Source organism: Rhizobium sp. RM, from assembly GCF_013390595.1.
Classification (GTDB): Bacteria; Pseudomonadota; Alphaproteobacteria; order Rhizobiales; family Rhizobiaceae; genus Agrobacterium.
Window position 1 is genome coordinate 124,509 of record NZ_JACAWV010000003.1, and the last position, 26,865, is coordinate 151,373.

At 57.2% G+C, this 26,865-nt stretch carries 19 protein-coding genes; 7 read left to right on the plus strand and 12 right to left on the minus strand.

Going from position 1 to position 26,865, the window contains the following annotated elements; translation table 11 throughout:
- Positions 1–23: 23 nt before the first annotated feature.
- Together HWX89_RS02825 and HWX89_RS02830 are read right to left on the minus strand one after the other, a co-directional pair.
- The gene (locus HWX89_RS02825; protein WP_138795191.1) at positions 24–1,418 is read right to left on the minus strand and encodes an MFS transporter; all 1,395 of its coding nucleotides are present in this window, start codon (positions 1,416–1,418) and stop codon (positions 24–26) included.
- Between the two features lie 135 nt (positions 1,419–1,553).
- Complete coding sequence (locus HWX89_RS02830; RefSeq protein ID WP_138795192.1) at positions 1,554–6,314, minus strand: NAD-glutamate dehydrogenase; 4,761 nt, start codon at positions 6,312–6,314, stop codon at positions 1,554–1,556.
- A 542-nt stretch (positions 6,315–6,856) separates the two neighbouring features.
- On the opposite strand from HWX89_RS02830, the gene HWX89_RS02835 reads away from it, so the two are divergent.
- Positions 6,857–7,426 carry a CarD family transcriptional regulator gene (locus tag HWX89_RS02835; protein WP_138795193.1) on the plus strand — a complete coding sequence of 190 codons (570 nt, stop codon included), beginning with the start codon at positions 6,857–6,859 and terminating at the stop codon, positions 7,424–7,426.
- Between the two features lie 56 nt (positions 7,427–7,482).
- Here HWX89_RS02835 and HWX89_RS02840 read toward each other — a convergent pair whose 3' ends face one another.
- Positions 7,483–7,986: a L,D-transpeptidase family protein gene (locus HWX89_RS02840; protein ID WP_138795395.1), complete on the minus strand. Its 504-nt coding sequence runs from the start codon at positions 7,984–7,986 to the stop codon at positions 7,483–7,485.
- A gap of 184 nt (positions 7,987–8,170) precedes the next feature.
- Here HWX89_RS02840 and HWX89_RS02845 point away from each other — a divergent pair, with 184 nt between their 5' ends.
- A complete protein-coding gene (locus tag HWX89_RS02845) occupies positions 8,171–8,854 on the plus strand; it encodes a response regulator transcription factor (protein WP_138795194.1) in 684 nt (227 codons plus the stop codon).
- Between the two features lie 99 nt (positions 8,855–8,953).
- Positions 8,954–9,409, plus strand: coding sequence for a cyclic nucleotide-binding domain-containing protein (locus HWX89_RS02850; RefSeq protein ID WP_138795195.1), 456 nt, complete (start codon positions 8,954–8,956; stop codon positions 9,407–9,409).
- 13 nt (positions 9,410–9,422) lie between these two features.
- Here the strand turns inward: HWX89_RS02850 and HWX89_RS02855 are convergent, their stop codons facing one another.
- From HWX89_RS02855 to tesB, 6 genes are all read right to left on the minus strand, one after another.
- Complete coding sequence (locus HWX89_RS02855; RefSeq protein WP_138795196.1) at positions 9,423–10,226, minus strand: exodeoxyribonuclease III; 804 nt, start codon at positions 10,224–10,226, stop codon at positions 9,423–9,425.
- 169 nt (positions 10,227–10,395) lie between these two features.
- Positions 10,396–11,070, minus strand: a complete 675-nt coding sequence (locus HWX89_RS02860; protein WP_138795197.1) for an outer membrane lipoprotein carrier protein LolA — start codon at positions 11,068–11,070, stop codon at positions 10,396–10,398.
- A gap of 99 nt (positions 11,071–11,169) precedes the next feature.
- Positions 11,170–13,842, minus strand: coding sequence for a DNA translocase FtsK (locus HWX89_RS02865; RefSeq protein ID WP_138795198.1), 2,673 nt, complete (start codon positions 13,840–13,842; stop codon positions 11,170–11,172).
- A gap of 217 nt (positions 13,843–14,059) precedes the next feature.
- A complete protein-coding gene (locus HWX89_RS02870) occupies positions 14,060–15,412 on the minus strand; it encodes an ammonium transporter (protein ID WP_138795199.1) in 1,353 nt (450 codons plus the stop codon).
- Between the two features lie 28 nt (positions 15,413–15,440).
- The gene (locus HWX89_RS02875; RefSeq protein ID WP_178340600.1) at positions 15,441–15,791 is read right to left on the minus strand and encodes a P-II family nitrogen regulator; all 351 of its coding nucleotides are present in this window, start codon (positions 15,789–15,791) and stop codon (positions 15,441–15,443) included.
- Positions 15,792–16,003: 212 nt separating this feature from the next.
- The gene (tesB, locus tag HWX89_RS02880; protein WP_138795201.1) at positions 16,004–16,888 is read right to left on the minus strand and encodes an acyl-CoA thioesterase II; all 885 of its coding nucleotides are present in this window, start codon (positions 16,886–16,888) and stop codon (positions 16,004–16,006) included.
- Positions 16,889–16,960: 72 nt separating this feature from the next.
- Between tesB and HWX89_RS02885 the strand changes: the two genes are divergently transcribed.
- The 4 genes from HWX89_RS02885 (at position 16,961) to fdxA (ending at position 22,576) form a co-directional block, all read left to right on the plus strand.
- On the plus strand, positions 16,961–18,190 hold the full coding sequence (locus HWX89_RS02885; RefSeq protein ID WP_286086198.1) for a ubiquinone biosynthesis hydroxylase: 1,230 nt from the start codon (positions 16,961–16,963) through the stop codon (positions 18,188–18,190).
- A 447-nt stretch (positions 18,191–18,637) separates the two neighbouring features.
- Positions 18,638–21,658: a helicase-related protein gene (locus HWX89_RS02890; protein ID WP_138795203.1), complete on the plus strand. Its 3,021-nt coding sequence runs from the start codon at positions 18,638–18,640 to the stop codon at positions 21,656–21,658.
- Positions 21,659–21,662: 4 nt separating this feature from the next.
- Positions 21,663–22,079: an RNA-binding S4 domain-containing protein gene (locus HWX89_RS02895; protein ID WP_138795204.1), complete on the plus strand. Its 417-nt coding sequence runs from the start codon at positions 21,663–21,665 to the stop codon at positions 22,077–22,079.
- A gap of 158 nt (positions 22,080–22,237) precedes the next feature.
- Complete coding sequence (gene fdxA, locus HWX89_RS02900; protein ID WP_138795205.1) at positions 22,238–22,576, plus strand: ferredoxin FdxA; 339 nt, start codon at positions 22,238–22,240, stop codon at positions 22,574–22,576.
- A gap of 53 nt (positions 22,577–22,629) precedes the next feature.
- Here the strand turns inward: fdxA and holA are convergent, their stop codons facing one another.
- From holA to leuS, 3 genes are read right to left on the minus strand one after another with little or no spacing between them, the layout of a single operon-like run.
- Positions 22,630–23,667, minus strand: coding sequence for a DNA polymerase III subunit delta (gene holA, locus HWX89_RS02905; RefSeq protein WP_138795206.1), 1,038 nt, complete (start codon positions 23,665–23,667; stop codon positions 22,630–22,632).
- Between the two features lie 11 nt (positions 23,668–23,678).
- Entirely contained in the window at positions 23,679–24,224 is a 546-nt protein-coding gene (locus HWX89_RS02910; protein ID WP_178340601.1) for an LPS assembly lipoprotein LptE, read from the minus strand.
- Positions 24,217–26,847 carry a leucine--tRNA ligase gene (leuS, locus tag HWX89_RS02915; RefSeq protein ID WP_138795207.1) on the minus strand — a complete coding sequence of 877 codons (2,631 nt, stop codon included), beginning with the start codon at positions 26,845–26,847 and terminating at the stop codon, positions 24,217–24,219. Before leuS ends, HWX89_RS02910 begins: the two co-directional genes overlap by 8 nt.
- Positions 26,848–26,865 lie beyond the last annotated feature (18 nt).

Genomic DNA, 26,865 nt, shown 5'->3' on the forward strand with positions numbered 1-26,865 from the left:
ACCGGCCTTGGCCGGTCCGCCTGTCACTTCTTGTCTTCGGATTGGGGTATTGTGCGTTCGGGAACGCGCAGTAACAGCAGAAATCCGGCTCCCAGGAAAACGATCAAGGTTGCCATGCCGACATGGGCTGAGCCGGTCATGGCGGTTGCGACCGAAAAGCTCAGCGTTGCCATGAAACTGGTAGCGCGTCCCGATAGTGCGTAAATCCCAAAATAACGGCCCGCTTCCGCCACAGTGATATTGCGCGCCAGGTAGGAGCGTGACGAGGCCTGCACGGGACCGAAAGCCAGGCCGATCAGCACACCGTAGACGAGATAGGCTTTCTCTGCGCCCGTCGCGAATATACCGCCATCATCAGTGGTCGATAGCGCCATCCAGCCAAAGAGGGTCGAGCCACGTTCCGTGGATACAATGCCGATGGTCGCAATCAACAGAAGCACGAGGCTGATGAGGATTGTCGTGCGAGAGCCGAGGCGATGGTCTATGCGGCCGGCAACAAAACAGCCCGCAATGGCAACGACATTCAGAAGAATGCCGAACAGCCCGATCTCCATTGTCGCCCATCCGAACATACCGGCTGCAAAAGCACCACCGAGAATGAGGACGCCGTTGACGCCATCCTGATAGAGCATACGGGCGATCAAAAACCGCAGCAGGACAGGGCGACCACGAAGCTCTCGCAGCGTTGCCCGCAATTCCGTCAGTCCAGAGCGGATGGCTGACTTGAATGGCAAGCCCTTGTCACTGTCGGGAGTGAAGAGAAACATCGGCAGGATAAACACGAGGTACCACAGCGCGGCGATCGGCCCTGTTATTCGAGCGTCTTCTCCGGTGACAGGATTTAACCCGAAAAGCGGCGTTATGCCGGCAATCGTACGGCCAGTTTGCGGGTTGGCGGCGAGGAGCGTCACAACAGCAATCAATACCACCATGCCACCGAGATAACCGAGCCCCCAGGCAAGGTTGGAAATTCGGCCGACATTTTGCGGATTGGTCAATCTCGGCATCATGGAATCGTTGAAAACGATGGAAAACTCCGCCGCGATCGAGGCAAAGATCATGCAGACGACTGGAAGGATGATCGGAGAGCCGGGCGCAGCAAACCACAGGAGCGACAGGCTGACGATCTTTATGACGGCAAAAAAGGCGATCCACGGCTTGCGTGATCCGGACTGATCGGCAATCGAACCGAGGATCGGGGAAAAAATGGCAATGACGATGGAGGACATCGTCGCCATGTTGCTCCAGACCGTTTGCGCCGAGACTGGATCTTCCGTCAGACGCGAGACGAAATAGGGGCCGAAAATGAAAGTGGTGACGACCGTGAAGAACGGTTGTGCCGCCCAGTCGAACATGACCCAACCCCAGATACCCCGTTTTGCAATCTTCGTTTCGGCGGGTGGGGAGGAAGCGGTCATTCGGTATCCTGTAGCAGAAGGACGTCTGGGAGGAGAAAGCGACGCTTTTGTCTGACTACCCGTGCAGGTGCCCGGGTAGTCGTTTTGCGTATTGGAGCGGCTTTACTGCTCCACTGATCTGGAACTCAGTCGATCTCAGCGAGCCAGAACGATGTCGGCCAGCAATCCAGCTGCGACCGTCAGTCGTGCCAGATTGATTTCGCCGCTATCGCTCAACGCAGCGAGTTCCGAGACGATACGATTGACGCGAACGCGGTCAGCAGCATACCAGGCCTGTACAGGGTCCTTCTCCTTTGCGTATTCCGTCAGCGCAGACACGACGATCTTGCGTCTCGCCGAAGAAATCTGATCCTGATTGCGCAGGAGTGCCAGACTTTCATAGTGGTCGGCAGGCGAAATGCGCTGGCTTGCTTCCAGCAACCTTGCCACACGGAACGTCGCGGAGACTGTCGCATAGCTTTCTGCTGCACGCGCAAGAGACGTCGAGGCGCTGTCGGCGATAAGCATGATCTCCGGAACGTAGACCAGGAGCGACAGAGTATCGAGTTCCTGGAGCAGGCCGGATGGCACCCCTTCAAGTTCCGTGGCACCGAGTTGCTGGCGATACTTCGCTGCCGCCGGAGCCAGGGACTTCACGGCGCTTTTCAGGCGCTCGATCTCGTCCGCCATGGCATTTGTGCCAGCACTCGCACCGCGCGCTTGCAGATAAAGCCTGCTCACCTCGGAGAATATGCGGGTGATCCGTGCGTAGAGCTCATTCTGGATGTTGCCGCTGATTTTTCCGTCAAGTGCATCGACCTCAGACCAGAGGCGCTTCAGACCGAAACCGTCTTCGACAATCATGGCCGCCTTGACGACATCGGCAGGCAAAAGGCCGCTGGCATCGGCAAGCTTCTGTACGAAGCCAGGTCCGCCACGGTTCACGACCGTATTGGCAAGTGCGGTTGCAACGATCTCGCGGTGCAGCCGGTGGCTTGTGATATCCGCTGCATAGGTCTTCTGCATTTTGACGGGGAAGTAATCCACCAGCAGATGCTGGAGATAGGGTTCGTCCGGCAGAGAGCTTGCCACCAGTGCATCAAACAGCGTCAGCTTTGCATAGGAGAGCAGAACACCGATTTCAGGGCGGGTTAGCGGTTTTCCGCTTGCGTAACGTTCGGTGAACTCGGCGTCGTTCGGTAGGGTTTCGACCTTGCGGTTCAATTGCCCGGCCGCTTCCAGTGCACTCATCAACCGGCCGAGTTCTTCGCGGTTACCGGTACCCAGTCGTTCGGTCAGTGAAATCGCCAGCGACTGCAGGTAGTTGTTGCGCAGCACCAGGTGCGCCACTTCCGGCGTCATGGATGCAAGAAGCTGGTTCCGCTTTGGCAGGGTCAGGCGACCGCTGTTAACGGCAGACGCCAGCGCAATCTTGATGTTGACCTCGACGTCCGAGGAGTTGACGCCTGCAGAGTTGTCTATGGCGTCAGAGTTGCAACGTCCGCCAGCCAGAGAATAGGCAATACGGCCTTTCTGGGTGATGCCGAGATTGGCGCCTTCGCCAATCACCTTGGCCCGAACTTCCGTGGCATTGACGCGGATCGGATCATTGGCTCTGTCACCAACTTCGGCGTTGGTTTCGACTGCCGCCTTGATGTAGGTGCCGATACCGCCAAACCACAGCAGATCGACAGGCGATTTCAGGATCGCCGTCATGATTTCAAACGGCGTGGCAACGGTTTTGTCGATGCCAATGGCTGCCGCCGCCTCAGGTGTCAGCGTGACCGATTTTTCCGCGCGGGAAATAATCATCGCACCCTTTGAAAGCAGCGAACGATTATAGTCCTGCCAGCTGGAGCGCGGCAATTCGAAGATACGCTTGCGCTCGGCAAAGGACTGATCCGTGTCGGGGTCTGGATCGATGAAGATGTCGCGGTGATCGAAGGCTGCAATCAGTCTGATCTTTTCAGACAGCAGCATGCCGTTGCCGAATACGTCGCCGGACATATCGCCGACGCCAGCCACCGTGAACGGCGTCGTCTGGATATCGGTATCCATTTCACGGAAGTGGCGTTTTACGGTTTCCCACGCGCCACGGGCGGTAATGCCCATTTTCTTGTGGTCGTAACCGGCCGATCCGCCGGACGCAAAAGCATCGTCGAGCCAGAAGTTCGCTTCGCGGGCAAGCCCATTGGCCGTGTCGGAGAAGGTCGCCGTTCCTTTGTCGGCTGCGACGACGAAATAGGGGTCATCTCCGTCCAGTCGCAAGGTGTCGGCCGGTGCAACAATGTCATCGCCGATGATATTGTCGGTGATCGACAACAGCGTGCGAATGTAGGTCTTGTAGGCTTCGCGACCGGCATTGAATACTTCGTCACGTGTGCCGCCGGCCGGTAGTGCTTTCGGGAAGAAGCCACCCTTTGCACCCACAGGTACGATCACAGCATTCTTGACCTGCTGCGCCTTGACGAGACCGAGCACCTCGGTGCGGTAGTCCTGGCCGCGATCCGACCAGCGCAGACCGCCGCGAGCGACCTTTCCAAAGCGCAGGTGCACACCCTCGACCTCGGTTCCGTAGACAAAGATTTCTCGGAAGGGGCGGGGATCGGGAAGGCCGTCGAGATGCTTCGGATCAAACTTGAAGGCCAGCACTTCGCGCGGTGTACCATCCTCGTTTTTCTGGAAATAGTTGGTACGCAATGTCGCGTCGATGGCATTGACGTAACGTCTCAATGTCCGGTCTTCATCAAGGTTCGGGACGCCGGCGAGGGCCGTCTCGATCGCCTTGTGCAGCTCGGAGAGCTTTTTGACGCGGGTCTTTTCGGCGATGGCCGGATCGAAGTCTGTCGTAAACAGATCGAACAGTTTGCGGGTGATGGCCGGGTATTTGAACAGCGTTTCGGAGATATGCTCCTGCGAATACACGATCCCGGTCTGTCGCAGATAACGGGCGTAAGCGCGGAGCACAGAGGCTTCCCGCACCGTCACGCCAGCGGCGAGGATGAGGCGGTTGAAATTGTCGTTGTCAACCTTGCCCGCAAATGCCGCCAGAAATGCGTCTTCAAGACGCGGGCCGTAGACGGCGAGATCAAGTGCAGCACCGGTGGCAATTGCCAGCTCCATGTCATGCAGCACGATATCCTGACGGTCACCTTCTGACAGGACACCGATATCAAAGGTACGTTCGCTGATAACGTTGAAGCCGAGATTTTCAAGCAGCGGCACGCGGCGCGACAGCGGCAGGTGGCCGTCGCGGTGGAAGATTTTGAGGGACAGCCTGTCCTGTGGTTGATCGTCCTGGCGATAGAACTCGATCCGGACCGCTTCACCCTTTGCTGTCGCGACGATGTCGCGCATGTCGCCGACAGCCTCTTCCGGCGTAAAGGCTTCCTGGTAGGCCTGATCCACATCCAGCAGCGGTGCTCCGGCTTCGGAGAGCGCAACGAAATGGTCTATCCAGCGCGCGGCGATATCGCTGACGGCATCTTCCAGCTTGTCCTGAGCAATACGCGGCGTCTTTCCGTCCGTACGACCGACGATGAAATGCACGCGGGCAACGGCGCCCTCGGGGAAGGCCGGATAATAGGCCGAGATGTGGCCGTTATAGACCTTGCTCAGATAGTCGCCGATCTTCTCGCGGACGTAGGAATTGTATTCCTCGCGCGGCACGAAAATGATGGCGGAGACAAAACGGTCGAAGCGATCGATACGGGCAAGCACGCGCACGCGCGGGCGATCGCTGAGTTCCATGATCTGCTCGACAAAGCGGATCAGCAAATCCTCTTCGATCTGGAAGAGGTCGTCACGCGGATAGGCCTCCAGCGTATTGTGAAGAATTCGGCCGGAGTGACTGTTCGGATCAAAACCGAAATGGCGCTCAACCTCTGCCACCTTGGCGCGGAGCAGGGGAATTTGCCTGACAGGACGCGTGTAAGCGGTGGCGGTAAAGAGGCCGACGATGCGCAACTCGCCGGTGACATTGCCATCTTCATCGAAGCGCTTGATGCCGATGTAGTCCATATAGGCGCGGCGGTGGACGATGGATTTCACATTGGCTTTGGTGACGATCAGGAAGTCGGGGCCATCAAGGAATGCCAGGATCTCCGGGGTCGTTGTGACCGCATCCTTGCCAAGACGCAGAACACGAACGTCCGGATCGCTCAAAATACCGAGGCCCACGCCATCGCCGCGCTCGATGCGGGCGTTCTTCCCCTTGCCGGAATAGGTATAATCGCGCATGCCGAGGAAGGTGAAGTTGTCGTTGCGCAACCAGTTGAGGAATTCGACCGCTTCCGTGCGTTCGGTCTTGCGTCTTGCAGATCCACGTTCCGACAGTTCCGCAAGCGCGTCGTCCAGCTTGGCAAGCATGGGCTTCCAGTCGCTATAGGCGGAGTGGACCTGGGCCAGTACGAAGCGCAGCCGTTCTTCGAGGGTGGCAGCAGCCTGTGGCGTCAGAGGTGCGATATGCAGTTGAATGAGGCTGATGTTTTGGGCCGGATCATCTTCTGCTTCGGCAAGGCGGTAGCCTGCTTCTGATTTTTCGTCGTGAACAAGAATAGGGTGCACAGCAAGGTAGAGACCACGGAAGCTGCTGGTCACTTCCCCCATCACGGAATCGTAAAGGAACGGCATGTTCCGCCCGATGATGGTCAAGACTGTAACGGGAATATCCTTCGGTGTTACACCTTCGACCGACGATATGCTGATATAGGGTTTTTCGCCTTTCGAACGCGCCAGCGCCTCATAGGTATGCGCTGCGCTCGTGGCCAGCATTTCGGCGGAATAATATTCTATGTCGTCAGGGCTTGCGCGCCCGTAAAGAATGCCTGGATCGAGAAATGGCGCTGTCTGGGTGCTTGCGAGATTTCGTGCTTTTTCGATCTGTTTTTCACGTTTTGGATTGTTTCTGTAGCCCATTTTGCGCGGATTCCTCCAAAAAATCACACTTTAAAGAGAAAAAGCATCGTGAAAGTCACGATTTTGCCTTCTCGGTCGAATCGGATATTGGCGTGTAATTGCGAAGAGTTTAAGAGGCATTTGCGTTTCTGACGCTTGGCAGTGAAAATTTATTGCTTTTGCCGATTTTGTCGAGCCATAGAAGCAAAACAGCGGTATTTTGGGAGCCGTTTTCAGACGCGGTTCACCGACCGTTGTGTGCTGCTGTGGCCACGATGGAAGCAAATTATTGATTCGCGCCTATTTTTGTGGTACACCACGGACACTGATCCACAGCGCGGCATTTGTGTGCCCAAAAACACCACGAAAGCAACTCTTCTTTTGCACGCGGTTCCCGTGACATATCGAGCGTTTACGCTCTCGAAACCCGAGTTGCGAGAAGGGATGTTTTTGCGCGCACAGTTGGACCAGTGCGGAGTCACCTGACGGTTTCCCCCGTCTCATCAGGGCCTGACCGACCCAACCCGCTACAACGGGTATGTAACAGGGAGTTTTTAGAACGAATGACGACCCAGCAGAAGAAATCTCCAGCACGTCACGGTTTCAAGACCGGTGAAGCGATCGTGTATCCCGCTCATGGTGTCGGTACCATTTCTGCAATCGAGGAACAAGAAGTTGCCGGCATGAAGCTCGAGCTTTTTGTGATCGATTTCGAAAAAGACAAGATGCGCCTCAAGGTTCCTGTAGCCAAGGCAGTCAGCATCGGCATGCGCAAGCTCTCCGAAGGAGATTTCGTTGAGCGCGCACTGAAAGTTGTTCAGGGCAAAGCGCGCGTGAAGCGTACCATGTGGTCGCGTCGCGCCCAGGAATATGATGCCAAGATCAATTCGGGCGACCTGATCGCCATCGCAGAAGTGGTGCGCGATCTGTATCGTGCAGAAAACCAGCCGGAGCAGTCCTACTCCGAGCGTCAGCTTTACGAAGCAGCACTCGACCGTATGGCTCGCGAAATTGCGGCCGTTAACAAGATGTCCGAAACCGAAGCAGTTCGCCTGGTTGAGACCAATCTCAGCAAGGGTCCGAAGCGTGGCAAGGCCGTCGAAGAAGACGATTCTCAGGACGAAGCCGCCTAATTTACGGCTCTTCCTTCTAAAAAAGCCCGCCAGTGATGGCGGGTTTTTTGTTTGCATCAAAGGATACGGATACGGCTGCCCTTACGCACACTGGTGAGAATTCTCTGCATGTCCCGAGGTCGAACCGCAACGCATCCTGCCGTCGGTTCGAAGCCGGGACGGATCAGATGCATAAAAATCGCCGAACCACGATGGCGTCGACGTGAAGAGATGTTCCAATCCAGGACCAGACACACATCGTAAAGGCCGTCAGTACGGGCCATTTCTTCATGGCTTGGTACAAAGGGGGCTTTGACGAGACGATTGTAGTTCGTGTCGGAAGGGGCGTCGCACCACAACATTGATTTGCGGATGCGCGTCATTGGTAAAGCGGTCGTTGCCTTTGCGGCGCGGTCGCCACGATAAAACCCATACAGAAGGCGCATCGTGGAAATCGGTGATTTTCCATCACCTTCGCGCTTCATGGACGTTCTTCCGTTGCGGCCTATAGCTGCCGGGAAGGTGAGATAACCGAGCTGGACGATGGCGCGATTGATTTTCGACGGCGCCTGCCGAACCACCAGCGTCGAAGTGCGTTTATATTGTTTAACAGGCGGTCTGGCGATTGGTTTCACGAGATTTTGCTTTGAAGGTTATTCAACGTGAAGTCATAGCACGTCGTTATATGATGGCAATGGGTTGACGTTTTACCGGCAAACCGCTGAATTGGCTCACGATTAAAGCAAAGAAAGGCTGAGAATCCGAATGACGGCCCGCACTATACTTCTCGTAGACGACGATGACGATCTTCGGGAGACGCTGACCGAGCAACTGTCTCCTTATGAGGAATTCTCGATTCTGAGTGGCGCCAATGCGGCGCAGGCTACACAAATCGCCAAATCGTCCCAAGTCGACCTTTTGATTATGGACGTTGGTCTTCCCGATATGGACGGTCGTGAAGCTGTCAAGCTCTTGCGCAAGGGTGGCTTCAAGGCGCCGATCATCATGCTCACCGGGCATGATACGGACTCCGACACCATTCTCGGCCTTGAGGCTGGCGCAAACGACTACGTGACGAAACCATTCCGGTTTGCCGTCTTGCTGGCTCGCATCCGTGCGCAGCTTCGGCAATATGAGCAGAGCGAAGACGCGGTTTTCACGGTTGGTCCCTACCAGTTCAAGCCGAGTCAGAAGCTGCTGACGACCGAAGATGGCAAGAAAATCCGCCTCACCGAGAAAGAAGCGGCCATCATCCGTTACCTTTATCGCGCTGGCAGTACGGTCGTTACTCGTGACGTGCTGCTTGAAGAGGTATGGGGATACAATTCCGGGGTAACGACGCACACGCTTGAAACGCATGTCTATCGCCTGCGTCAGAAGATCGAACGTGATCCGTCCAACGCCGAGATTTTGGTCACAGAGAACGGCGGTTACAAAATCGTTCCCTGAACAAACCTTGTTTCGGGTGGTCGTGCCTTGTTTTCCTCACGCCGATAACGGAAAACCGCTCTATAATAGAATGAGCGGTTTTCTGGAGCTGGGATCGATATGGCCTTAACGGACGACATCATGCTGCTGGGGCAGGTTCCGTTGTTTGCGGGCTTCAGTGATGACCAGTTGCGTCTGATTGCCTTCGGGGCAGAGCGTCGCAAGGTTTCGTCCGGGCAGACCCTGTTTCGCGAGCACTCTCCTGCCGAATGCGCATTTGCTGTCACCACCGGCCGCTTCGAACTTTTCAGTGCCGGCCGCGATGGCAAACCCGTGCTGCAGGCAACGCCCGGTCGAGGCGCGTTGTTATCGGAGCTGGCGCTTTTTACGTTGTGTGAGCGAAAATTCACGGCCATTGCGGCGGAGGACTCTGAAGTCATCCGTATCACGCGCATCCTCTTTCACCGTCTGGTCGAAGAGTTTCCTGAGGTCGCGGATATCGTTACCGCGCGTATTCGCGATAACATCGCCTCACTCGCTGCAGGCACGGCGCGGTTACAAAACCGCTTCGCATGACCGAATACCGGATCTAGAAGCGGAAATGGGCGGTGACGGGTACGTGGTCGGAAGGGCGGTTCCAGCCACGCGCTTCACGCAGGATATCGATTTTTTCAAGCGATGCGCCCAAATCCTGTGACGACCAGATGTGATCCAGACGCCGTCCGCGGTCGGCTGCTTCCCAATCCTTGGCGCGATAACTCCACCAGGTGTAGATTTTCTCGCCGTCCGGCACGTTCAGCCGCATCAGATCAAGCCAGTCCCCTTGTTTCATCACGTCCAGTAGCCCTTCAGTCTCGACAGGCGTGTGACTGACGATCTTGAGGAGTTGCTTATGCGACCAGACGTCGTTTTCAAGCGGTGCGATGTTGAGATCACCCACCAAGATTGACGAGGTGCCGGGTAGGCCATTCGCCCGCAAGGCTTTCATTTCTTCGATAAAATCGAGCTTGTGGCCGAATTTCGGGTTGATCGATCGATCAGGTTCGTCGCCACCTGCGGGAACGTAAAAATTGTGAAGCCGAATGCGACGCGATCCCACTTCGACCACGGCGGAGATATGCCGGGCATCGCCGATGCCGCAATAGTCCTGACGATGATCCTCGACGAGCGGAATTTTCGAAGCAATAGCGACGCCGTGGTAGCCCTTCTGGCCGTGAATGACCACATGCTCGTAGCCGAGTGCTCTCAACGGCTTCATCGGAAATTCGCCATTTGGGCACTTGGTTTCCTGCAGGCAAAGAATATCCGGTTTGTAACGAACCAGGAATTGTTCAACGAGTGGCATGCGCAGTCGCACCGAGTTGATGTTCCAGGTGGTTATCGAAAATGTCATGAAATGTGCCCCGCTGTTGATGCCCTAAATCCTGAAGCCGCTCTTGATCCGGTCCGTCGCAAAGCCGAAGGCTTATAACATCACGAAGCAAACGGGAACGTATTTTCGCGGCAAAATAGAAAAGGCGGCCGATGGCCGCCTTTCCTGAATTACTGTGCGAAATACAGCGTCAGCCGCGCTTGCGGACTTCTTCATAGTTGATGTTGAAGACGCGCTCGTCGAAATTTACGCCCGTCTGGACGTTGAAGATCATAACCGTCGTATCCTTGTTCTGCGCGTCGGTGGTCGTCCACTGGCGCAGATCGAAGGTTTTCGGGTCGAACATCAAGGTGATAGTGGAGTCACCGAAAACACTCTTGTCACCAAGCACGATGGTGGTCAGGTCGGACTCTTCCTTGACATCGCGAACCTTCTGGTTGCTTAGATCGATCTTGTTCGAGAGCAGCAGGCTGAGCGGTGTTTTCGATAGCGGGTACAAATCCCAGGTTTTCAGCTTGGCGTTACCAATCACGACATTCTTGCCGTCAGCGATAACACGCATCGGTGACGGATCTTCGTAATTGAAGCGTAGCTTGCCGGGGCGCTCGATGTAGAATTTACCACCCGTCTGTTCCCCGCGGGGACCGAACTGGACGAATTCTCCCATCATGGTTTTGACCGACGAGAAGTGGTTGGCAATCTTCTGTGCCGTGGCGTTTTCGCCGGATGACTGCGCAAGAGCATGCAACGGCGACAAACCGGCCATCGCCGCTGCCATAGAAAATACGGTGAGTACGCCGCGTCGTGACATGCCGTTTTGCGATGATGTTGCCGACACAGTCTTGCCGGTCGTGAGATGGTCCATTCTATTCTCCTTCATCGCATCGATTTTCCGCACAAACGCGGCGGCTTCATGACGCTGCAAGCGACGAATAACGCTTACATGGCCTGTCTGGTTGCGCGTCTATCGTTCGATGATGTCTGCTTCTGTCGGGACGAGTATTTCGCGCTTTCCGGCGTGATTTGCCGGGCCGATGATCCCCTCCTGCTCCATCCGCTCGATCAGCGATGCGGCGCGGTTGTAACCAATGCCGAGACGTCGCTGGACATAGGAGGTGGATGCCTTCCCATCACGCAATACAACGGCAACTGCCTGATCGTAGGGATCGTCGGACTCGGACAGATTGCCGGTGCCCGCAGGGCCACCGCCATCCTCGTCGTCGTCTTCCTCGGTGATGGCCTCGAGATATTCTGGTGCGCCCTGCGTCTTAAGATAGGCGACGATTTCTTCGACTTCATTGTCGGACACGAAGGGGCCGTGAACGCGCTGAATGCGCCCGCCGCCAGCCATGTAGAGCATGTCGCCCATGCCGAGCAGCTGTTCTGCACCCTGTTCGCCAAGAATGGTGCGGCTGTCGATCTTCGATGTCACCTGGAACGAGATACGGGTCGGGAAGTTCGCCTTGATCGTGCCGGTGATAACGTCAACCGAAGGACGCTGTGTCGCCATGATGACGTGGATGCCTGCGGCACGCGCCATCTGCGCCAGACGCTGAACCGCACCTTCGATGTCCTTGCCGGCAACCATCATGAGGTCAGCCATTTCGTCGATGATAACGACGATATAGGGTAGGGGCTTCAGGTCGAACTCTTCCGTTTCGTACATCGCCTCACCGGTCTGGCGGTCGAAGCCGGTCTGTACTGTACGGGTAAGGATTTCACCCTTGTCGATGGCCTGCTGGACACGGCTGTTGAAGCCGTCGATGTTACGGACGCCGATCTTCGACATCTTTTTGTAGCGCTCTTCCATCTCACGCACGGTCCACTTCAAGGCAACGACTGCCTTTTTCGGATCCGTTACAACGGGAGAGAGCAGATGCGGGATGCCATCATAGATGGACAGTTCAAGCATCTTGGGGTCGATCATGATAAGCCGGCACTGTTCCGGCGACATGCGGTAAAGCAGCGACAGGATCATGGTGTTGATCGCGACCGATTTACCCGAGCCTGTTGTACCCGCAACGAGCAGATGCGGCATCTTGGCGAGATCGGCGATGACCGGTTCTCCTCCAATGGTCTTGCCGAGCGCCATCGCAAGTTTCGCCTTGCTGTTTTCGAAGTCGCGGCTGCCGATCAGTTCACGCAGGAACACGGTTTCGCGGCTCTGGTTGGGCAATTCGATACCGATGGCGTTGCGGCCAGGAACAACTGCGACACGCGCTGCGATCGCGCTCATCGAACGGGCAATGTCGTCGGCCAGGCCGATAACGCGCGATGATTTGATGCCCGGCGCAGGCTCCAGTTCGTAAAGGGTGACGACAGGGCCGGGGCGCACATGGATGATCTCGCCCTTGACGCCGAAATCTTCGAGAACGCCTTCAAGAAGGCGCGCATTCTGCTCCAGCACTTCCTCGCTCAGCGTATTGTCGCGAACGACGTTTTTGGGCTCTGCCAGAAGATGAACGGTCGGGAGCTGGAAGCCATCGGGCGCGATGAAGGAGGATTGAGCTTCACGCACCCCGCGCTCGCTGGGCTTCGGACGTGCCGAAGGCGCAGTAATACGGGTTTGGCCGCGCCCTGCTGGCTGCCGGTTGGTGAACTTGGCATCGGCGTCGTCTTCGTCGCCTGAGAGGATGCCATCGGGAAGGCGGCGCTCGTCCATATTAAACGGCGGATCGTCGTCATGTTCGTCGCCGTGGTCCAGGGAAATTGGCGGGGGCGACATCTGGCGGCGGGCTGCCCGTTCTTCGAACGAAGGCTCGGCGCGCTGATCCAGGCGATTGATCGCTGTCTTCAGGCGCGATGGTTCATTCAGCGTGCCGAATTCATATTCGTTGAAATCGTAAGGCTGTTCGAATTCGTCGTGCAGGGATTTCGACTTCAGTCCGAAAAGACGACGGAACCGTGCCTGTGTGATGTACCAGTAGTGAGCGAGCAGACCGAGAGGCAGGATGCGGGCAAGGAAACCCTCGCCATCATCGTCCTCGTCCTCTTCTTCCTGGCGCACGGAGCGTGCCTTGCTCTGGGTGGGCGCGACCGGTTCAACGTAGTCTTCTTCATCCGGCGTTCCGAGAAGACCTGCGGCGAACAACATCAGCCATGCGGCTGGCAGAGCAAACAGGACACCAAGGACAGTAGCGACCGTGCCGGTTGGATAGGCACCGATAAACAGCGCGGGAAAGCGCAGAATCATATCGCCGATCACGCCACCGATGCCGTTGGGAAGTGGCCATGTTACCGGTGCGGGAAAACAGCCAAGTGACGCGGCACCAACAAAAGCACCTGCGACCCACGCAACCAGACGTGCCGGAACCCTGTTGAATTTACGCCCAGCGATCAGGATGATCGCCCATGCCAGAACCGGCAAAAGCGACACGATCGACGACAGGCCGAAGAACTGCATCATGAGATCGGCGAAAATTGCGCCGCTATGGCCCAGAAGATTGGTTGGCTCGTTTGCCGTCGCGTAGGACAGGCTTGGGTCGGCAACATTCCATGTCGCAAGTGCTGCGATGCCAAGTGCGATCAGGGCAAGAAGCGTAAAGCCGCCTAGGGCCATAATCTGCCGCATGAAAAAGGCCGTCAGCACAAACCTGTTGTGACGACCATCGAATGTCGGAGAATTGGCTCTGCCCATGTCCTGAACCCGTTGCTTTTCTGGTTTTGGCAAGATTCGACAGATCGCCGAATCCCGGATTGACAGGGAAAACTAACCGCCTGCTGGTTAATACGATGTTAACCATGCGGTTTTTCGCTGCCTGGACTGACGTAAGCGGCAAACATTTCACAAAAAAAGGCCCGTCGAGACGGGCCTTTCATTTTCCGATCGGGTCCCAAGGACCTCTCGTCGTTTCTTAGGAGTGGTAAGCGGCTTCGCCGTGGGTTGCGAGGTCGAGACCTTCGCGCTCGGCTTCGACCGGTACGCGCAGACCAACGATGACGTCGACGATCTTGTAGAGGATCGCGGAGACGATAGCGCACCAGACGATGGTGATGGCAACAGCGATGAACTGCGTCCAGACCTGCGAAGCGATCGAGAAGTCTTCCTTGCCGGTGCCGCCCAGCAGCGGCGAGGTGAAGATACCGGTGCCGAGAGCGCCGATGATGCCGCCGATGCCGTGAACGCCGAAGACGTCAGCGGTATCGTCGTAACCGAACTTGTTCTTCACGACGGAAACGAAGAAGTAGCATACCGGCGAAACGATCAGGCCGAGTACGATTGCGCCCATCGGGCCAACGGAGCCAGCAGCCGGCGTTACGGCGACCAGACCAGCGATCATGCCCGAAGCTGCGCCCAGCATGGATGCCTTGCCACGGGTGAAGCTTTCAACCACAGACCAGGAAACGACAGCAGCGGCCGTTGCGAGGAAGGTGTTCATGGTCGCGAGAACCGCGCCGCCGGAAGCTTCGAGGTTGGAGCCGGCGTTGAAGCCGAACCAGCCGAACCACAGCATCGCAGCGCCGACGAGCGTCAGGGTCATGGAGTGCGGAGCCATCATGTCCTTGCCATAGCCGGTACGCTTGCCAACCATGATCGCGCCGATAAGACCGGCAACACCTGCGTTGATGTGAACGACCGTGCCGCCAGCGAAGTCGAGAGCGCCCATGCCGAAGATCAGGCCGTTTGCGTCCCAGACCATGTGTGCAACCGGGAAATAGACGAAGGTGGCCCACAGAACGGTGAACAGGATGACAGCCGAGAACTTGATGCGTTCTGCGAATGCACCAACGATCAGGGCCGGGGTAATGGCCGCGAAGGTCATCTGGAAGGCGATGAAGGTGTATTCGTAGATAACGACGCCTTCAGAGAAGGTTGACGAGGTGCTGTCGAGCGTTACACCCGAGAGGAAGAGTTTGCCGAAGCCGCCGAAATAAGGGCCGGTGCCGCCGCCAAAGGCGAAGGAGTAACCGTAGATCACCCATACGAGCATCATGACTGCGGTGACGACCGTGCACTGCATCAGAACGGAGAGCATGTTCTTGGTGCGGACGAGACCGCCGTAGAACAAAGCGAGGCCGGGCAGGATCATGAACAGGACGAGGATCGTGCCGAGGAACATGAATGCGGTGTCGGCCTTTTCCGGGACCGGCGCTGCAGCGGCAGCGGCTGCGGGCGCAGCATCCTGGGCGAAAGCAATGGCCGGGGCCATCAGGGCCGCCGCACCGGCGCCCAAACGGCCAAGCGTGGAAAATTTGTTGAATTGCATGGTTGGAAGACTCCCCTGTCAGCCGTGCTTAAAGCGCTTCTGTGTTGGTTTCGCCGGTACGGATGCGCACGGCCTGTTCGATAGAGTAGACAAAAATCTTGCCGTCGCCGATCTGGCCGGTCTTGGCAGCGGACGCGATTGCTTCGACGGCCTTGTCCACTACGTCCGAGGCGACAGCGATCTCGATCTTCAGTTTGGGAAGAAAGCTCACTGCATATTCCGTGCCGCGATAAATTTCGGTGTGCCCCTTCTGGCGTCCGTAACCCTTCACTTCGGTCACGGTCAGGCCCTGGATGCCGACAGCGGTAAGGGCTTCGCGCACCTCGTCCAGCTTGAACGGCTTAATAATGGCCATCACAATTTTCATCTGGTTTCCCATCCTTTGTTTGTCCTCGGCACGGAGCCGACTCTCCTTGCCGCTGGCAGATCAGTAACAGCGACTAACGACATACATTCAAAGGGCGTGCCAGTTTTAGTGGTATAGGTAAGTTATTGAAATATAAAAATTATATGACGTGCGTCTGAAAAAGCGGCATTTGATGCCGCATTTTGCGTCTATAAAATGTGCGATTTCGAGAAAAAGCACATTAATTAATCATTTGCTCTTTTGCGAATCAGCCCCTCTTGGGCGACCGATGCGATCAGCTCACCCGTTCGGGTGAAAATGCTGCCGCGGGTAAGGCCTCTCGCACCTGATGTGCTGGGGCTGTCTTGTGTATAGAGAAGCCAATCGTCCAGTTTGGTCGGACGATGAAACCACATGGCATGATCGAGGCTCGCCACCTGGATTGCCGGGTCAAAAATCGTTGTGCCATGTGCGTAGAGCGACGTGTCAAGCAGTGTCATGTCTGAGAGATAGGCAAGAATGGCGGACTGAAAATGCGGGTTATCGGGGACGCTACCAACGGCACGGACCCAGATATCCTGGTGCGGCTCCAGTTTTTCCCTGGAGATGTAATGGGTCAGGGAGACCGGTCTGATTTCGATTGGCCTCTTGTTCGCCCAGTATTTGCGAATCGATGCCGGCGCCTTGGCAAGGAATGCTGCCTGCATCTGCTCTTCGCTCATCAGTTTTTCCGGCGGCGTCACGTCCGGCATTTTGATCTGATGGGTGAAGCCATCTTCGTAGATCTGGAATGAAGCGGACATGGAGAAGATTGCCTTTCCATGCTGCACGGCGACCACCCGGCGCGTACAGAAGCTCGATCCGTCGCGGATGCGTTCGACCTGATAGACGATGGGCACAAGCGGATCGCCAGGCCGCATGAAATAGGCATGCAAGGAATGAATGAAGCGATCTTCGTCAACCGTCCTCTGAGCCGCGATCAGCGCCTGAGCAATAACCTGGCCGCCGAAAACACGCTGCCATCCGATCTGAGGGCTCTCGCCTCTAAAAAGGTTTTCCTCCAGCTTCTCGAGGTCGAGTGTGGCGATCAGGTTTTCCATGGGATCTGACGTTTGCGAAGGATGCGACATTTTTTCGGCCTGCTCCGGCTGTAGGAATACGTCACATCGTCTATAGTGTGACCATGATGTGTGCACAAGGATTTGAGGAGAAGCGCAATGCTTGACGTGGTGGTAGCCGGAGGCGGGTATGTCGGACTTTCCGTTGCTGTCGCAATAAAGCAGGCTGCGCCGCATCTTGGTGTGCAGGTGATCGAGGCGGCGCCGGAGGATGTCTGGAAGAAGGATTTCCGGGCTTCCGCCATTATCGCGGCGGCAACACGCATGCTCGATGTGTTCGGTATCTGGGATGAAATCGCACCCGAAGCGCAACCGATCCACAAGATGATCGTGACCGATTCAAAGACGGCTGATCCGGTTCGTCCAGTGTTTCTGACATTTGATGGTGCCGTTGAAGAGGGCAAGCCATTTGCCCACATGATCCCGAATGTTGCGATGGTTGGAGCGCTGCGCGGTCTGTGTCAGCACCTTGGCGTCGAAATCCGTCATGGTCTTAGCGTTTCCGGTTTTTCTGCTGGCCCACAGTCAACGTCGGTGACGTTGTCGGATGGTACATCCGTAGACACGAAGCTTCTGGTTGCCTGTGACGGTGTTCGCTCCGCGCTGCGCGACATGGCAGGCATAAAAACGGTTCACTGGGGATATGACCAGTCCGGCATCGTTACCACGGTCGAGCATGAACGCCCGCATAACGGCTGCGCCGAGGAGCATTTCTTGCCATCCGGTCCTTTTGCCATTCTGCCACTCAAGGGCAATCGTTCGTCGCTGGTCTGGACTGAGCGGACGGCAGATGCCAACCGCCTGATTGCATCCGACGACCTCGTCTTCGAGGAAGAACTCGAACGCCGCTTCGGGCATAAACTCGGTTCTATCCGTCCTGTGGGTGGGCGGAACGCATTTCCGCTGGGACTGACGCTTTCGCGGGCGTTCATCGCTCCGCGCTTGGCTCTGGCGGGCGATGCGGCCCACGGTATCCACCCTATTTCCGGCCAGGGGCTCAATCTTGGTTTCAAGGATGTCGCCGCACTTGCCGAAACGGTCATTGAAGCGGACCGGCTGGGGCTGGATATCGGCTCTGTCAATGTTCTGGAACGCTACCAGGCCTGGCGACGTTTCGATACGTTGCGCATGGGGATAACGACGGATGTTCTCAACCGGCTTTTCTCGAATGACGTCGGTCCTATTCGCGTCGCGCGCGATTTCGGTCTTGGTGTTGTTGATCGCCTGCCGGGGTTGAAATCCTACTTCATTGGACAGGCCGCTGGCACCACCGATAAAAACGCGCCGCGCCTCCTCGCCGGCCAGGCGCTTTAAGGCGGCTGTTTCGCCATGTTTGACGGGGGATGTCGAAGAGGCGCTTGACAGCCCGAATCCCGGATTCGATGCTTAAATTACCCTTTGGGATGCTCGCACTTATCCGGATTCACAATCTGGTATGCCGTTTTCGATTCCTGTCCATATGTTGCCGTGAACAAAAAATGAATCAGCTCGAGTCAGCGATTCGTATTCGATTCGTTCTCAAACTGTTCCGTACCCGAATCAAAAGAGTGCGTCGCCGGATTCTTTTTTCGTAATAAGCGTATGAATTTATTATGGAAAATTAACAGGCATTGCACGTTCCGCGACTTCATTGATGACGGGCTATTGCCTTTCGCCGTCGCTGTTGCCATGTGTGTTTCAGTGCAGTCGCATCCTTGGTAACGAGGCGTGCGGCGGACAATAGCAGTCGATTTAGCGGACAGTACGTTGAATTTTCGCCCCATGATCCTGAGCGGCCGCGGTGTCACGGCCGTTCTCGGCCCCACCAATACCGGCAAGACGCATTACGCCATCGAGCGCATGGTCGCGCATGGTAGTGGTGTCATCGGTCTTCCGCTGCGATTGCTGGCGCGGGAAGTCTATACGCGTCTGGTTGAAAAAGTGGGCGCTGCCAATGTCGCGCTGATCACCGGCGAAGAAAAGATCGCTCCCCCCAAGGCAAAATATTCTGTCTGTACCGTCGAGGCGATGCCGCGTGAGACAAATGCTGCCTTCGTAGCGATCGATGAGGTCCAGCTCGCCGGTGATCTGGAGCGCGGACACATTTTCACCGATCGGGTGCTTCATCTGCGGGGGCGGGAAGAAACACTGCTTCTGGGCGCCGGTACGATGCGCCCGATACTGGAAAAACTGCTGCCAGGCATTGTTGTGGTCGAGCGCCCGCGCTTGTCGCAACTTTTTTATGCGGGTCAGAAAAAGATCACCCGTTTGCCGCAACGCACGGCCATCGTGGCGTTTTCCGCCGATGAGGTCTATGCGATTGCCGAACTGGTGCGCCGGCAGCGCGGCGGCGCGGCCGTTGTTCTCGGCGCGCTTTCACCGCGCACCCGCAATGCGCAGGTTGGTCTCTATCAATCCGGCGACGTCGAATATCTCGTTGCGACCGACGCTATCGGCATGGGGCTCAATCTTGATGTCGATCATGTCGCTTTTGCGCAGGATCGCAAATTCGACGGTTATCAGTTTCGCAATCTCAATCCGGCTGAAATGGGTCAGATCGCCGGTCGTGCCGGTCGCCATCTCCGGGATGGGACCTTTGGCGTTACCGGCCGTGTCGATCCTTTCGATGATGAATTGGTGGAGCGCATTGAGACGCATCAGTTCGATGCCGTCAAAGTGCTGCAATGGCGAACCAAGAATTTCGATTTTTCGTCGATCGGCAATCTGCGTTTGAGCCTGGATGCCGCACCGACCATTCAGGGACTGTCGCGTGCGCTCCCAGCCATTGACCAGCAGGCACTTGAGTATCTGTCGCGATATCCAGAGATCATCGACGTTACGACCAGCCCCGAACGGGTGGAAAAGTTGTGGGAGGCCTGTGCGCTTCCGGACTATCGTCGCATTGCGCCTGCCCAGCACGCCGATCTGATCTCGACACTCTATTTCGACCTCGTCAAACGCGGTACTGTGAATGAAGATTTCATGGCCGAGCAGGTGCGCCGGGCGGACCGCACTGATGGAGAGATCGATACGCTGTCTGCAAGGATTGCGCAGATCAGAACATGGACTTATGTATCGAACCGCCCAGGATGGCTTGCCGATCCGACACACTGGCAAGAAAAGACTCGGGAAATCGAAGATCGATTGTCCGATGCGCTACATGAAAGGTTGACGAAACGCTTTGTTGATCGCAGGACATCTGTGCTCATGAGGCGCCTGAGAGAGAATGCGATGCTTGAAGCTGAAATCAGTGTGAATGGTGATGTCTTCGTAGAAGGTCATCACGTCGGCCAGTTGGCCGGGTTCCGGTTTACGCCGGCACCGGGAACGGAAGGGCCGGATCAGAAGGCCGTACAGTCTGCGGCGCAAAAGGCGCTTGCGCTAGAATTCGAGGCGCGTGCTGCGCGTCTGCATGCCAGCGGCAATGGCGACCTTGCTTTAAGCTCCGATGGCCTCGTGCGCTGGTTGGGCGAGCCGGTGGCGCGTCTTGCTGCGGGCGACAATATCATGAAGCCGCGGGTCATCCTGCTGGCAGACGATCAGTTGACCGGCAATGCCCGTGACCATGCGGTGGCGCGCGTCGAACGTTTCGTCAATCATCAGATTGCGACCGTGCTGAAGCCGCTCGACGATATCTCCCGCGCCGAAGACCTTCAGGGTCTGGCAAAGGGACTGGCGTTCCAGCTCGTTGAAAATCTTGGCGTACTGTTCCGCCGCGATGTCGCCGAAGAGGTGAAGTCGCTGGATCAGGACATGCGCGCCTCAATGCGCCGCTATGGTGTGCGTTTCGGTGCGTACCACGTTTTCCTGCCGGCGCTTCTCAAGCCCGCACCGGCAGAACTGGTGACGCTGCTCTGGGCCTTGAAGAATGACGGATTGGGCAAGCCTGGTTATGGCGACCTGATCCCTGTTCTGGCTGCAGGCCGTACCTCCGTTGTTACCGACCCGAGCTTCGAACGCATGTTCTACAAGCTTGCTGGCTTCCGTTTCCTTGGAAAGCGTGCGGTTCGTATCGATATTCTTGAGCGTCTGGCGGACCTCATCCGTCCGTTGCTGCAGTGGAAGCCGGGCCAGCAGTCGCGGCCGGAGGGTGCCTATGACGGTCGCCGTTTCACAACGACGACGGCCATGCTGTCCATTCTCGGTGCAACGCTCGACGATATGGAAGAGATCCTGAAGGGTCTTGGCTACCGTGCTGATCAGGTGACGGCGGAAGAAGCGCAGGCGTTCCTCGCAAGCCAGAGCGGTGAGCCTGCCAAGGCCGACGACGCTGGTGCAGTGGATGCAGCCGAGGCCCACGACGACGCCGATCCGCAGGATGCATCCGAGGGTGAAGCTGTTGCCGAGGCACCAGCGGCAGAGGTTGCTGTTGCGGAAGCCCCTGCAGCCGATGCATCGGCTGGCGAAGTTGCCGAGCCGAAGCCTGTGTTGTTGTGGCGTCCAGGTGGTCGCAACGAAAACCAGCGTGGCGAGAATCGCCGCCCGGGTAATCGTGGCCAGGGTCGCGAACAGGGTGGACGTGAGCAGGGCGAGCGTCGTGGCGAAGGCCGTCGCGACAACCGTGAGGCATCCAATCGTGGTGACGGCGAGCGTAAGCGCGATGGTGGTCGTCCTGATCGCGGCAACCGCAACGATCGTAATGATCGCGGCGAGCGTAAGGACAGGCCGGATCGCAACGATCGTGGCGGCAAGCCCCAGCAGGGCCAGCGCTTCGAGGCAAAGCCGCCCCGCAAGGAAAAGCCGCTTGATCCGGATTCACCCTTTGCAAAGCTCGCTGCTCTCAAGGAGCAGCTGAAGAAGTAAGTCTATGGGAAGCAAGGAACAGTCACCGGAAAGTACGCGCCAGCGTCTGGACAAGTGGCTGTTCTTTGCTCGCATGGCCAAATCCCGTTCAGTTGCCCAGGGCTATATCCAGTCCGGTCTGGTACGGGTAAACGATACGGTCATCCGCCAGTCCAGTCACATGGTCAAGGCGGGCGACAGGCTGGACATTCGCTTCGAGCGGATGGATCGCGTGCTGATCGTGAAAGGTGGCGGAGAGCGCCGTGGGCCTTTCGAGGAAGCAAAGCTCCTTTACGACGACATCACGCCGCCGCGCGAGCCGGGAGAGCGGATAACGCATCTCGAGCAGGCAATGCGACTGCCGGGCTCCGGGCGCCCGACGAAAAAAGAGCGCCGTGCGCTCGACAAGTTCATTTCAGACGCTGGCGAAGACCGCGATTAGAATAAGCGTCTACGTACGCTCCCAATTCAGAACTGTTTATCCTTGCCATTGGATGACAAACGCATTACGTCACATGCGAAAATGCCCTGTCTGAAAATCCGGGCGACGGCTTGTGTTCCGAAGCCCAATGACCCGGCCTGCATATTCTGGAGTTCATCATGACGTATGTCGTGACCGATAATTGCATCCGCTGCAAATATACCGACTGTGTTGAAGTCTGCCCCGTCGATTGTTTCTACGAAGGCGAAAACTTCCTTGCCATCAATCCTGACGAATGCATCGACTGCGGCGTATGCGAACCGGAATGTCCCGCCGAGGCTATCAAGCCCGATACGGAGCCAGGTCTCGACAAGTGGTTGAAGCTGAATGCCGAATATGCCGCCATCTGGCCCAACATCACCGTCAAGCGTGATCCCATGCCGGAAGCCAAGGAAATGGATGGCGTGGAAGGCAAGCTGGAGCTTTACTTCTCCGCTGAAGCCGGTCAGGGCGACTAAGCACCATATCAGATGATTTCAGAAGCTCCGGTCTAGAAGCCGGGGCTTTTGTTTTATCCGGATCGACCCGATTGCAGCGTCGTTGCGAGCAGCGTCAGCAAGGCCACGCTTTCCTCCAGGCTTTGTCGCTGGCGGCTTTGCAGGATAGCCGCCTGCAAACGGTTCATTTCCCTGGCGATCGCCGCTGGTTGCCACGTGCGCAGAGCTCTTTCGATCACCGGTTTACGACGAAAATGAATGTGCCGTCCAAGTGTCTGCATGACCTGTCCGGCCTGCAATTTTTTCTCATCCATTTCCGCGCGCATCTGGTCCAGAAGCTGAAACTGTTTCAGGCAGCCTTGAAGGACAAGGAAAATCGGCGTCTTCGACGCAATGATCTTCTGCGTCGCATGGAAGAAGGCGTTTCGATCACCTTTCAGGATGGCATCGACGGCATCGTCGGTCGAAATCGCGCTGGCATCGCCGATGATGGCCATCACGTCGTCTTCCTCAATCACCTCCATGCCACGGCCGTAAAGTGCGAGCTTGCGGATCTCATTGCGGGAGGCAATGCGGTCGCCGCCGAGCGATTCAATGAGGCGCTGGCGTGCAGCGGGTGCGATGCGCAGATTGTCTCCGGACAGTTCCTGGTCGATCAGGGCATTAAGAGCACGGGCATCGTCGGCGTAGCAGGGGATCGCGGCGATTGATCGGGCGGGCTCGGCGATCTTGCGCAGTCCCGTTCCCTTTTTGAGGTCACCCGCTTCAATAATCAGGAAGCTTGCCTCCGGCGGTGTTTCGGCAAGAACCTGAAGCGCATCAACGAGCGCTTTTTCGGCCGCAGCGTTCTTGACCCAGACGAGTTTCTCTCCGCCGAAAAGCCCGATGGCATTGACTTCATCGAGAAGCCGGCCCGGATCGCCCTGGAGATCGGAAGCACTCAGTTTCAACGACGCGAAAGCATCATCGGGATCGATGCCTGTTTTCTTGGCAATGAGGCTTGCGCGTTCGGAGACGAGGCCGCGATCAGGGCCATAAATCACAAAAATGCGAAAACGCTCCGCCGGGTTTTCGGCGAAGCGCTCGAATTCATGAGACTTTATTTCCGTCATCGCGCCCGGTCTCAGCGGCCGAGCGTGGCGGCGATATCCGTACGGATGATTTCAGCCAGTTCGCGCGCTGCGCGGTTTTCTGCGTCGCGGATCGCACGGATCTTTGCGAATTCCTGCTGCGGCAGATCGACCTGTGCGGTCACGCTGCGGCGCGCAGAGCGCAGGATCTGTCCATCGGACACGCGCGTCAGCACGTATTGACCATTCATCACCACGCGGCCCGGGTAGGGACCATCGTAGTTGTTGTTGGTTCGCGACGTCAGATCGTAGTTTTCGACTTCGGTGGAGGTCGCACTCGAGCTGACTGTCATCTTGAGATTGTACTGAGCCGTAGCAGGTTCGCCAGCGCCGCCAGAAGCCAGGAAGATCAGGTTGTTGCGAACTTCCTGGGAGATTCTGTCATGCGCAGGAGCGAAGCTGACAGCCGCCAGCCTCTCTTTCGTTCCCGACGCTCCGCCGTAGAGCGGCCGGGCCTGGCACCCGGCAAGAACGCCAGCCACCAGCACGACGGAAAGTGCCGCCGCAGTGCGGCTCCATCTCGAAAATGCGTCAGACAACAATGTTCACAATCCTTTGCGGAACCACGATGACTTTCTTGGGCTCGCCGCCGGCAAGAAGAGATTTGACGGCATCCAGCGCAAGGGCGGCCGCACGGACGGCATCTTGATCCGCATCGCGCGCGATTGTCAATTCGCCACGCTTCTTGCCATTGACCTGCACCGGCATGGTGACGTCGTTTTCCTCGACCAGCGCGGGAACGAACGTCGGCCAGGGGCTCTGCGCCACAAGACCGTCATTGCCAAGCACGGACCAGCATTCTTCGGCCAGGTGCGGTGTCATCGGCGCGATCATGCGAATCAGAATTTCGACGGCATCGCGCGCCGCTGCCTTGACGTCCTCTGGCTTGCCACCAGCCGACACGTCGGCGAGCGGGCCGGCCAGTGCGTTGACCAGTTCGTAGATGCGTGCGATGGCCTTGTTGAAGGCCAGCTTGTCCAGATCTTCCTGAACCGCCTTCAGCGTCTTGTGCGCAGCCTTCGAGGCAGCCAAGCCTTCGCCGTCCGTCGCAGGCTTTCCTGTCACGGCCTTCAACTCTTCGGCGGCTTCGCCGATGATGCGCCAGACGCGCTGTACAAAGCGGTGTGCGCCTTCAACGCCGGATTCAGACCAGATGACGTCACGGTCCGGCGGAGAGTCGGACAGAACGAAGAAACGGGCAGTGTCAGCGCCGTAAGATGCGATGATGTCGTCCGGATCGACAACGTTCTTTTTCGACTTCGACATTTTCTCGATCGAGCCGATCTTCACCTCGTCGCCAGACGACAACAGGAATGCACGACGGTTTCCGTCCGTTTCGTCGATCCGCAGGTCCGCAGGTGCGATCCATTCGCGCGCAGTCCCTTCACCGCGGCTGTAGGTTTCATGCACCACCATACCCTGCGTGAAGAGGCCCTTGAATGGTTCCTTCACGTCGACATGGCCGGTCTCGCGCATCGCGCGGGTAAAGAAACGCGAATAGAGCAGGTGCAGGATCGCATGTTCGATGCCGCCGATATACTGATCGACCGGCAGCCAGCGATTGGCAACCTTAGGATCGGTCGGCTCGTCTTCCCATGGTGCGGTAAAGCGCGTGTAATACCAGCTCGAATCGACAAAAGTATCCATGGTGTCGGTTTCACGACGTGCGTCTGCACCGCACTGCGGGCAGGCAACGTGACGCCATGTCGGATGACGATCCAGCGGGTTGCCGGGGACGTCGAATGTCACGTCGTCAGGCAGCTTGACCGGCAATTGCTTTTTCGGAACCGGAACGACGCCACAGACTTCACAATGAATGACCGGGATCGGGCAGCCCCAATAGCGCTGGCGGGAGATGCCCCAATCACGCAGGCGGAAATTGACCTTGCGCTCTGCCTGCGGCGCGTTGCCCAAGGTCTGAGCGGACAGTTTCTGCACGATCGCTTCAAATGCGTCTGCCGTCTTCATGCCGTTCAGGAACTGTGAATTGATCATCACGCCGTCATCGACATAAGCTGTGTCGCCAACAGTGAAGTTATCCTGATCCGGGCCTTCAGGCGCAACAACCGCAACGACCGGCAGGCCGTACTTGCGCGCGAAATCCAGGTCGCGCTGGTCGCCGGACGGGCAGCCGAAGATTGCACCGGTGCCGTAGTCCATCAACACGAAGTTGGCGATGTAGACCGGCAGTTCCCAAGTTGGGTCCAGCGGGTGAACGACCTTCACGCCAGTGTCCACGCCCTTTTTCTCGGCCGTTTCCAAAGCTGCGAGCGAGGTGCCATGACGACGGCACTCATCGCAGAATTCGGCGATGGCCGGGTTCTTTGCGGACAGTTCCCTGGCCAGCGGATGATCGGCGGCAATGGCGATGAACGATGCACCGAACAACGTGTCCGGGCGTGTGGTGTAAACGGTGATATCCGAAAAACCTTCCGGCGCTGTCGCCGCAACTGTCTGCCAACGCAGCGACAGGCCCTCGGATCGGCCAATCCAGTTCTTCTGCATCAAGCGAACTTTTTCCGGCCACTGGTCCAGCGTATCCAGTTCGTCCAGCAGATCCTGGCTGAAATCGGTGATGCGGAAGAACCATTGCGTCAGTTCGCGCTGTTCGACCAGAGCGCCGGAGCGCCAGCCGCGACCGTCGATCACTTGTTCGTTAGCCAGAACCGTATGGTCGACCGGGTCCCAGTTGACCTTGGACTGCTTGCGATAGACCAGGCCCTTTTCCATGAAGTCGATGAACAACGCCTGCTGACGGTGGTAGTACTCGACGTCACAGGTGGCAAATTCGCGGGTCCAATCCAGGGACAGGCCCATGGACTTCAGCTGGCCGCGCATCGTGGCGATGTTCTGGTAGGTCCAGTCCTTTGGATGAACCTTGTTCTGCATGGCAGCGTTTTCGGCGGGCATGCCGAAAGCGTCCCAGCCCATTGGGTGCAGAACGTTGAAACCGCGCGCGCGCTTGTAACGCGCAACAACATCGCCCATGGCGTAGTTGCGCACATGGCCCATGTGGATGCGGCCCGATGGATACGGGAACATCTCTAGAACGTAATATTTCTCACGCGGGTCGCTGTTGTCGGTGACGAAAACATTGTCTTCGTTCCATTTCTGCTGCCAGCGCGGCTCGGCGTCGCGAGGATTGTAACGTTCGATGGCCATGTCTTTAGAAATCCGGGT